At 68.2% G+C, this 8933-nt stretch carries 2 protein-coding genes and 1 pseudogene; 1 reads left to right on the top strand and 2 read right to left on the bottom strand.

The features are described from left to right. Positions 1-81 precede the first annotated feature (81 nt). Positions 82-486: a hypothetical protein gene (locus tag ACFU7Z_RS29895; protein ID WP_380780890.1), complete on the bottom strand. Its 405-nt coding sequence runs from the start codon at positions 484-486 to the stop codon at positions 82-84. A gap of 2 nt (positions 487-488) precedes the next feature. Continuing rightward, entirely contained in the window at positions 489-7715 is a 7227-nt protein-coding gene (locus ACFU7Z_RS29890; RefSeq protein ID WP_380780888.1) for an RHS repeat-associated core domain-containing protein, read from the bottom strand. Positions 7716-8184: 469 nt separating this feature from the next. On the opposite strand from ACFU7Z_RS29890, the pseudogene ACFU7Z_RS29885 reads away from it, so the two are divergent. Next, positions 8185-8933, top strand: a pseudogene (locus tag ACFU7Z_RS29885) (hypothetical protein); the annotation flags it as partial.

Raw genomic sequence — 8933 nt, 5'->3', positions numbered from 1 at the left:
GGCCGGATACCACTCCGGCGGGGCCGCTGGCGCATTTAGAAAATCCCCTGTAGCGCCGTCAAGAGCGCAGCTGGATTTTCGCTACCTGGAGATCTTGAAGAACTTGAACACCGCGACCCTCTGATCCTCGACGCTCGCCACTTCAGAGATATCTGCGGGCGCAAAGATATCGACGACATCATCCTCGGAGAGCGGCATGCCAGACTTCAGGCAATAGGCAAATCTTCCCAGATTCATCTGCTGCATCATGCCGGAAGGAAAGACATCCGGCCTGGCGCCCTGGCAGCACAGGAGAAATCCCCGGCTCTCCAGACCGAGGCGCGCTTCAATCAGGCAATTAAACCAATTGGATGCCTGGAACTCCTGCCACGCAGAGTCGGCCACCTTCATGCGAAGGATGGTCGGCGTCTGATCAGAGAGCTCAAGGCTCACCTCAGCAGGCATACCGTCGGGCCCTACGGCCAGCAGATCCACAAGCTCGCCCATTGTCACCCCTTGAAGTTCGGATTCGGAACCCAGGTCCCATCCCTGAGACGACATCCGACAATGCAGCTGGTGTCAATCTCATGCGGAACAGCTATCTCGCGCTCATGCGAAAGCGGGTTATCCGGGATCTCCTTGTTTACATCCCTGCCCGTGACACCACGAATGGTGAACACATTCCCGCCACGACTGATCGCATGTGTCTCCGATGTCGTGGTTGATACGAATCCAGATGCAGGAGTGTAAGTGCCGGATACACCTGCCACGTGCTCCGGGAGATCCATGTTATCGCCCAGCGCCTTGAACCCGTTCTGGAAAATCTCCGAGGGATCCCGCGTGTCACTCCGGAAGAGGTCCCCTCCGCAATTGTGCACCAGGACCGGCGTGGCCCCTGCGAGCACATAGTACGTGTGGAGGAAGCTAACGGTGAGGTTGTGGGTGGTGACGGCGTAGGGGTAGTTGCGGACGGACTGGATGGTGAGGGTGGTGCCGTCGGGCTGGCGGAGCTGTTCGCCGGAGGTCAGTTCGCCGGCGTCGACCCACTGCTGGCGGGTCTCGCTCCAGTAGGGGTGGTGGTAGGTGGAAGTGATCTTCGACTGCTCGTCGGCCGGGGGGCCGCGGGGGCTGGTGTCGTCGGTGAGGGTGAGGTCGGTGAAGTCCTTGTCGTCGGGGGTGGTGATGGTGGCGGTCACCGGCTCGGGGTGGGTCTCGCCGGTCTGGGGGTCGGTCGCCATGACGACGTCGCCCTCTTGGATCTCCTCGATCGGCTTGAGGGTGCCGTCCCCCATCAGCACCCGGGTGCCGGTCGGGAAGCTGTTGCGGATCAGGGAGCAGCTCGAGGCGGCCTCGTCAGCTTCATGGGCTGCAGCTTTACCCTCTGTTCCTGCCGCGTCGGTCGCTGTTTCCTTTACTGCTTTTTCTTCTGCTGCCTTGGCTGCCGCCTTTTCGGCTGCTCTGGCTTCGGCGGCGGCCGTCTTGGCGCCGACGTACGCGGCTTCGGCTTCCTTGGCCGCGCGTTCGCCGGAGCGGATGGCGGTGTAGGTCTTCTCGATCTCCTTGTAGATCTTGAGGGCCTGGATGCCGACCTTGACGGCCTTGAGGATCTTGCCCCAGGGCACCGCGTTGAGGGCGGTGTTGACGCAGCCCATCACGTCGCCCTTGGTGAAGCAGTCACGGGCGTCGTTGAAGCCGATCAGGTCGCCGATGATGTCGACCACCTTGTGCACGAGCTCGTCGCGCTTGCGCTTGGACTTGCGCACGGCGTCGTCAGCGGCGTCCTTCTTGTTCTTGGCGTCCGTAACCGCCGGGGTGACCGGCGGGGTCCCCTCGTCGGGGTCAGGCGTCGCCGCGGGCGGCTGTGGAGTGACTCCCGGAGCCAAGTTCCAGCCCGAGCACTCGGTGATCTGGTCGCAGTCGATGCGCAGGCCGTTGGCGTCCGACTTGTTGATCGGGCTGTTGTTGGCGTACGCGTAGGCGTTCCACTGCTGGGGGTCGCTGGCGACGGTGATGGGGTCGGGGCTGATGAAGCGGCCCGTCTTGGGGTCGTACTCGCGGGCACCGAGGAGGGTGAAGCCGGTGGACTTCTCCTTGGTGCCGCCGACGAAGCCCTTGTCCCCGGCCCAGACGCCCGCCGTCGGCTGGGTGCCGCGCTCGTTGCCGAACGGGTCCGTGGGACGCCGGACGTGGGCGAGCGTCGCCGAGTCGAACTGGACGCCGTTGGTGCCGTGCGGGTCCGCGCCCTGGTACGCCAGCTTGGACGCGCCGTTGGTCGTCGTACGCGTGACGGAGAGGCCGTTGGGCGCCCCGTAGGTGCGGACGTTGGTGACGACGTTGGCGTTGTTGGTGGTGTCCAGGGTGATCTGGTCCGCGCCCAGGTTGAGCGTGGTCTTGCCGGCCTCGCGACGGATCAGCTGGTTGCCCGACACGTCGTACAGGTAGCTGGTCGCACCGCTCTGGCCGGTACCGGTGATCTGGTCGAGCTTGCCCTGGGCGTTCCAGGTCAGTGACTTGGTGCCCGGGGTGTCGGTGATCGAGGTGGTGTTGCCCGCCGCGTCATAGGCGTACGAGGTCACCGCGGTGCCGGCCGGGCCGGTCTGGGTGGACTTCATCAGCGCGTGCGGACCGCCCGTGCCGCCGCCCGTCTTCGGGTCGGAGGACGGGGTGTTGGCGCCGGAGCCGAAGGTCTGGGCGGTGGTGACGTCTTTGGCGGTGTTGCCGGTGACGTCCTTCTGGACCAGCTTCGTGCGGTTGCCGATGAGGTCGTACTCGTACTGCTGCCAGTACGGCGCCGGGCCGCCGACGCTCGGCTTGCCGCCGCTCACCGACGGACCGTCGGTGTTGGTGCAGGCACCGACGCCGGGGACGCTCGGCTGCGGCCTGGTGGTCTGGGTGCCGGTGTCGGTCCAGGCCTGGGTGAGCCTCCCGAGGTAGTCGTGGGTGAAGCACTGCAGGTCTGCGACCTGGCCGTCCTGCGCGTTGCGGGCCGAGGTGACCTGGCCCATCGGGTTGTAGGTGTAGTCGACGGAGTCGACGTGGGCGGTCTCGGCGGTCTGCTTGTCGAGGATCGAACGCGTCACCCGGCCGGTCGCGTCGTCGATCAGCATGGTCGCGACGACCTGTGCACCGGAGCGACCCAGGGTGGTGCGGTACGGCCGACCGTACGGGTCGTAGCGGACACCGGCCACGTAGGTCGTGGACTCAGCCCCGAAGGAGCTGGACAGCGATGTGAACTGACCCATGGTGTCCGTGACGAACGTCAGTTCTTCTCGGTCCATGCCGGCCACATCCGGCAACAGCGTCTTCTTCAACCGTCCTGCGCTGTCGTAGGTGTTGTCGGTCCGGTAGACGCCCGCGAGACCCTTCTCCACCGCTGGGATGGTGGTCTTGGTTCCGAGTTCGCGGTACCCGATGTCGTAGCCGGTGATCTCCGACGTGTATATGTCCCCCTGCGTCCCACCCACGTAGCGGGTCGTGGAGGTCGGCTTTCCCTTGGCCAGCGAGTCATACGTCCAGGCGGCGACCTGCTTGGTCGGGTCGATCGCCGTGCCCTCATAGGCCGCGACGTTACGGCCGAGCAGGTCGGTGACGCTGGTGGCGCTCTTGCCCCGGGAGTCCGTGCCGGTGACGAGGTTCCTACTGTCGTCGTACGTCGTCGTACCGGTGCCCGAGTCCGGGTCGGTGGACTTCACCGGGCGGCCCAGCAGGTCGTACTCGTACGTCCACTGGTTGCCGGCCGTGTCCTTGCGCCAAGCCTCCTTGCCCTGCGGCGTGTAGCCGTAGGTGGTCTCGTCGTACGCACCGGTCGGAGTGTTGGCCTTGTACTGACGCAGCGCGACGGTGTTGCCACGGGCGTCCGACACGGTCGCGGAGGCGTAGCCGCCGGCCGGCGGGGTGGTGCGGACCTCGTCGGCACCGGGGTAGTCGGTGTGGCTGCGCCACTGCTCGACGCCGTAGGACTGGAAGACCGAGTCGGTCACCCGGCCCGCGCCGTCGTACGTCTGGACGGTCTGGGATGGGATCTTCCCGTCCGGGTTCACACCGCCGTTCGGCAGGAAGAGCTGACCGCTGGGCTGCGCCTGGTCGTTGTAGTAGGCGGCACTCGTCTTGATCTGCCAGCCGTGCGAGTCGAACAGCGCGTCGGTGATCATGCGGCCGGTGGCGCCCGAGGGGGTGCTGGCCTGGGTCTGGCGGATCCGGCCGAGGCCGTCGTAGATGGTGAAACTGGAGGTGTACGTCTTCAGGTCGCCCATCAGCGCCTGGCTGAGAATCTGCGAGGGTGCTTTGGCGCCGTTGACCGAGTAGGAGAACTTGCGATTGGGGAAGTCCGGATAGGTCGCACGTTCATGGCCGGGGCTCCAGCCCGCCGAGGCGCGACCGAGGGAGTCGAACTCCTGCTCGCTGATCCGGCCGTTCTCGTCCTTGATCTTGAGCGCCGAGCCACGGCCCACGTCCAGGGTGCTGACGGTCTGCCAGCCCATCGGATTGGTGTGGGTGATCTGGGTCGGCAGCTGACCGGTGGCCGGCGAGTAGGCGGTCCTGGTCTCGGCACCGGTCGGGTGGGTGGCGTCGGTACGGGTCGGGTCGACGGTGCTGACGACCCGACCGTAGTCGTCGAAGCTCACCCGGGCGGTGGCCCGGTAGACCGGCTTGCCCGCCGCGTCGTAGCGCTCCAGGACCTCGGTCGAGGTCTGCTCGGCCTTGGTCCCGACCTTGCCGAGCGCCTGGCCGTCGAAGTACGACCGGGTGTCGGCGACCGTGTTGTCCTTGGTCGGCGCCTGGCCGCAGGCGCCCTTCAGGACCAGGGTGCGCGAGGCCAGCTGCGTCGGCACGTCGCCGGGGCCGGTGGCGTACTCGAAGGAGGTGCAGAGCAGTTGCTCGGGGTGGGCGATGTCGCCGTTGTCGTAGACCGCCAGCGGGCGGGTGAACGGCGTCGAGTCGTACGTGGTGGAGCGCTCGCTGGTGCGCCAGGCACCGCTGGCCAGCTTCTGGCGGGTGGTCACCTTCTGGGCGTTGACGGCCCGGGCGGTGATCTCCGGCATGCCGCCGGACTGGGCGCGGGTGGCCGTGATCGGACCGAGCCACGGCTCGGAGACCATGGTGGACAGGACCTCGCCGTTGTCACCGGCGTAGCTGGCGGAGTCGCGGACGAATCCGGCCAGGACGTTCTCGTCCTTGATGATGCCGCCGTGGATGTCCTTCACGGACACCTGGCGGGCCGTATTGTCGGCGAGGACGTCTCCGTCCATGCCGCGCAGGAAGGTGGCGGTCGACTTGGTGCGGGGCGCCTCGACACCACTTCCGCTGCCGGTGCGCGTGGTGACCGTCGCGTAGCCGCGGAACTGGTCCCAGGTACGGGACTTGGCGTCGGCCATCTCGGAGTCGTTGCGGTGCCAGGCCGCGCCGCCGCCGTACTCGTAGTCGGTGACGACCGCGGGCTGATTGCCGGCGACCGTGTCCTGCTGGGTGACCGACTGCACGATGATCTTGTTGAACCAGTCGTTGACCGGGTCCGGCGCGGTCTGTCCGGGCAGGTACCACTTGACCGGCATGCAGGCCATCGTGTTGCCGTCCTCGGACGCGGGCATCTTCCCGCCCGCCTCGCGCGAGCACTCGGCGGGCCGGTACACGATGTTGATCAGGCCACCGGTCTCGGTGGTGATCTTCTGGATGCGCGGACGCTTGTACGGCTCGATCGAGGCCGACGTGCCGTCCGGCTCGACGATCTGACCCGCGACGCGGTTGGCGATCTGCAGCGGCTCGAAGTACACGGCCGGCAGGGTGAGCGGCGTGCGGTTGTTGGTGCCGGTCCGCTGGATCGAGTCCAGCCAGAGCGACGGTGAGGTGCCGTCGCCCGGGTCCTGGAAGGACTGGTTGAGGGCGAAGGAGTCGACCGGGCGGTACTTGGCACCGTCCCAGACCTCGGTGTCGACCTTCGTCAGGCGCTTGGTGGTCCAGAAGGTCGGCGAGTAGACGGTGCAGTCACCGGTCGCCTCGCAGTTCTGGTCGATCGGAGTGTCCGGCCAGCGCTTGGCGTTGTCCTTGTTCCGCAGGGACGGGTCGCAGCTGAAGTCCTTGGTGGACAGGCAGCGCTCCGCGGTGCGGAACCACACCTGGGCGGCCGGGTTGGCCTTGCCCTTGGCGGCGATCTGGTCGGGCAGGCGCTGGCCGTAACCGACCCAGGTCGGGTAGCTCGCCCGCTGGTACTGCGTCCGGGTGCCGTTGCCGTTGTTCTGGCCGCCGCCCCGGGCGTAGTAGTTCTGCTCCTGGTCGTACCGGTAGGTGATCAGGTTCTGGTGCGGGTCGACGATGTAGTCCAGCGACCACTGCCAACCCATCTGGTTCCAGGAGTTGGTGGCCGGCGAGCCCGTCTTCAGGCACGGGTCCTGGCCACCGGGCCAGTAGACCGGCACGGTGGAGACCGAGTTGCTGGCCTGGTCGGTGCCGTCGCCACCGGGCAGGTGGTTGGCTCCGAAGTAGTACTGGGTGCCCTCGGTGGTGGTGATCCGCCAGGCTTCGCCGTTCCAGGCACCGTTGTTCTGGCCGGTCAACCGCTCGACCTTGGTGCCGTCCTCACCCTGGAGGTGCCAATCGCAGGACTTGTCGTCCTTGACCAGCTGGCCCGCGTGCCCGGCGAGCGAGAGCTGGAGCAGGTCGCCGCCCCAGCACTGGTCGCCGGACTTGTCGATCCCGGCGTCCTTGCAGCCCTTGTAGCCGCGGACGATCGAGCCCGGGCGCCACTCCCAGCCCTCACCGATCCAGGACGGCTGGGCGTTGGTGGAGGCGGTCTTGCCGTCCACCGCGGAGGAGTCGTAGCCGAACGAGACGTCGGGGGCCGGGCCGGCCAGTGCGGAGGGCAGCTCGGCGGTGTAGCCGTAGGTGAAGTTGCCCGCGTTGGCGCCGGCCTGCCAGGAGGCGGACGGGGTGATCGGTGAGGCGGTGAAGTCACCGCTGTTGCCCTTGACGTCCGCCTCGACGGCGAGCGCCACCGTGGGAGAGGCCGCGGCCGGGCTCGCGAAGGCCCCGGAGGCGAAGGACTTGGCGGCCACGGAGGTGGTCGGCTGCGGGACGTCGACCTCGGCCACCAGGCGGCCGGTCGAGTCGTCCCGGTGCGAGGCCACCGGGGTGCGGGTGGTGCAGCCGGCGGCTCCCGGAGTCGTCAGGGCGCAGCCGGGAAGTTGGAGGATCCGGGCCCGTGACGCCCAGTTGGCGCCGGCGTTCTTCGCCCAGGCCTGGATGTCGATCCCGACCTCGACCCGGCCGGCTCCGGCGCCCGCACCGGTGTCGGTGACACCCACCAGGGCACCGTTCACGCCCGCCGCGTCGGCGCGGGGCCGGTCGGCCAACTCGACCTGGAGAGTCGAGGCCTGAGCGGCGGAGGCGGTGTCCTTGGCCACGGGGGCGGCGAGGGCGGCGGGCTTCGCGCCGGTCGCCGGTGCGATCCAGACCGGCAGCGAACCGGCCTGGACGGGCGCCGGAAGCGAGGTCGCGTCAGCAGCCCTCGGCGCCAGGGCCGCTCCGGCTCCGGCAGCGCCGAGGACAGCGGTGGCCGTACCGGCCGGCGGGCTGGAGTCGGCCGGCGGCGACCACTTCTTGCCCGGGTCCGGCGTGTGGCCGACGGGCTTGTCATCGGCGCCCTTGACCGGTCGGGCATCCGGCACCGGCGTGTTCGGTGGCACCCACACCTCGGGCGGGGCCGCCGCTTGGGCGACCGCCTCGATCGAAGGAAGTGTCACCACGGACATGGTGACGGCCAGCGCCGCCACCACGGCCACCCGCAGACTTCGCGGTCTGGTGAACAGGCGGACAGAACGGGACAACTGATCCCCCCAGAGATTGCCAAGCCTTGAATCGGGCCAGTCGCACCGGCCCAGGCCCCCGGCACCTTAGGGGCATACGACCTACCGAAGATAGGAAAGGAAGAGAACCACTCTGTGTGATCAATGTCACCCGGAGAGCAATGCGCCACCACCCCGACAACTCGGACACCTTGTCGATAAAACGCTTTGACAGTCGCTCAAATGTGAAGGCAGCGTGCGACCGATCTCTGCTCACATCACCAATGCCAAGGGGGTCTTCATGTCAAGATCACATCCTCCATCTCCCACTCCTGGCGGACGCCCCACGGGCCTCCGGACATTCCGCACAGGCCTCCTGCCGCTCGCCTGCACGGCCGTCCTCTCCCTGGGCGCCGGGCTGCTGGCGGTGCCCGGCATCGCGGCGGCGGCTCCCACCGACCGCAACCACGGTCCGGCCGACGCCTCGTGGCCGACGCCTCCGGCCAAGGGACAGCCCGACTCCCCCTCGGCGCAGACCGCCGCGATACTCGCCGCCCAGGCGAAGGCGAAGAGCGGCGGGAAGCCCGTCGTGGTCGACGCCATGACCACGGGCGGCAGCCAGACCACGGCCAACCCGGACGGCACGCTGACCACCGACTCCTCCCCCGTGGTGGAGCGGATCAAGAACGCCGACGGAACCTGGCGCGCTGTGGACGCGACGCTGCGGACCAACCCCGACGGCACGGTCGCACCCACTGCCGTACCCTCCGGGCTCACCTTCTCCGGCGGCGGCGCCGGCCCGCTGGCCACCATGGCCACGACGGACGGCAAGAAGCTGTCGGTCAAGGCGCCCTTCTCCCTGCCGAAGCCCGAACTCAGCGGCAGCAGCGCCCTCTACCGCTCCGTCCTGCCCGACGTCGACCTGGAACTGAGCGCCACCCCCGCGGGTGGCTGGCGCCAGGTCCTGATCGTGCGCACCGCCCAGGCGGCGGCCGACCCGAAGATCAAGAAGCTCCACCTCGACACCGTCACCGACGGGCTGACCGTCAAGGCGGATGCCAACGGCAACCTGTCGGCCGAGGACGCTGCCGGCCAGGCCCGGTTCACCGCCCCGACGCCCGTGATGTGGGACTCCTCCACCGCCGCCGAGCCCAAGGCCGCGGCCAAGGCCGCCGC

The organism is Kitasatospora sp. NPDC057518, from assembly GCF_042802075.1.
In the GTDB taxonomy this organism is placed as follows: Bacteria; Actinomycetota; Actinomycetes; order Streptomycetales; family Streptomycetaceae; genus Kitasatospora.
This window is presented reverse-complemented; position numbering and strand designations above follow the sequence as displayed.